2 protein-coding genes are annotated in these 1479 nt (G+C 66.7%); both read right to left on the reverse strand.

Annotated features, from left to right (window positions below; translation table 11 throughout):
* On the reverse strand, positions 1–729 hold a 729-nt coding region (locus tag AX735_RS05210; RefSeq protein ID WP_156447425.1), incomplete at its 3' end, for an aldehyde dehydrogenase family protein.
* A partial coding sequence (locus tag AX735_RS05215) for an amidohydrolase family protein (protein WP_156447426.1) occupies positions 726–1479 on the reverse strand: 754 nt, incomplete at its 5' end. The genes AX735_RS05210 and AX735_RS05215, both read right to left, overlap by 4 nt.

Here is a 1479-nt window from a genome sequence, read left to right on the forward strand (position 1 = left end):
GCTGCGCGATCCGGTAAAGCCCACCGCCTGGATGCGCGGATCGGCGACCAGAGCAGCGCCGATGGCGTTACCGGTACCGGTGACCAGGCTGAACACGCCGGCGGGCATTTGGGTCGCCGCAGCCGCGCGGGTAATCGCGCCTGCGACCAGCTCGGCGGTGCCGGGATGCGCGGGGTGCCCCTTGACCACCACCGGGCAGCCTGCGGCCAGCGCTGAGGCGGTGTCGCCGCCTGCGGTCGAGAAGGCGAGCGGGAAGTTGGACGCGCCGAACACCGCGACCGGCCCCAGCGGGATCATGCGCAGGCGCAGGTCGGGCTTGGGCGGGGTGCGCGCCGGGTCGGCATGGTCGATGCGCAGCTTGAGCCACTGGCCGTCGCGCACTTCGGCGGCGAACAGCCGCAGCTGGCCGCAGGTGCGCCCGCGCTCGCCGGTGAGGCGGGCGAGCGGCAGGCCCGATTCGGCGGCCGCGCGGGAGAGCAGGGCATCGCCCAAGCCTTCGATCTCGCTGGCAATGGCTTCCAGAAACGCCGCGCGGCGTTCCAGCGGCAGATCGGCATAGGAAACCGCAGCGTCTTCGGCGGCCGCGCAGGCATCGGCAATGTCGCGCTCATCGGAACTGAAAAAGCCGATATCGGTGATGCTCGCGCCCCTGGCCGGATCATAGGCGTGGAATATCTCGCCATGGCCGCGGCGTTCGCCCGCGATGAAATACTGGCCGGTCAGGGTCATTGGGTCAGATCTTCCTGTTCGATGGTCATATAGCCGGGCGGCAGTCCGCGTTCGGCCTTGGAGCGGGCCACCATCGCGCGGATATCCGCGCGCAGTGCCTTGCCCTCGTAGAAAATGCCGTCCTTCACCGTCCACGCGATACCGCCGACGCGCTGCGCCTTGCCGGTCGTATCGTCGAGCTTGAGCGTGCCGGTGGCAAAGAGCAGCTTCAGGTTGGCGATGGGATTGCCCTTGACGATGACGAGGTCCGCCTTCTTGCCCGGCTCGATCGTGCCGATATCAGCATCATGGCCGAGCAGCCGCGCGCCCTGCTGCGTCGCCGCGTTGATCACCTCGAGCGGGCTGAACCCAGCCTCGCGCAGCAGCTCCATCTCTTGGATATAGCCGAAGCCATAGGTGTTGTAGATATAGCCCGCGTCAGACCCGACGGTGACGCGCCCGCCACGGTTCTTGTATTCGTTGACGAAGGCCATCCACAGCCGGAAATTCTCCTTCCAGTCCATCTCCCGTTCGGTGGTCCAGTCGAACCAGTAGCTGCCGTGATTGATCCGGCTGGGGCGGTACCAGTCCCACAAGGCGGGCATGGTGTATTCGTTATGCCAGACCGCGCGGTTCATCCGCATCAGGTCACGGCTGGCAAGATAGGCGGTGAAGGTCGGATCGATGGTGAAGCCGCGTTTCAGCAGCGTTTCCATCACCTCGTTCCAGCGCTCCGAGCCGGGCTTCGCCGCCTGTTTCCACAGCCTGCCC

It is taken from the genome of Blastomonas sp. CCH1-A6, from assembly GCF_001556365.1.
GTDB classification, from domain to species: domain Bacteria; phylum Pseudomonadota; class Alphaproteobacteria; order Sphingomonadales; family Sphingomonadaceae; genus Blastomonas; species Blastomonas ursincola.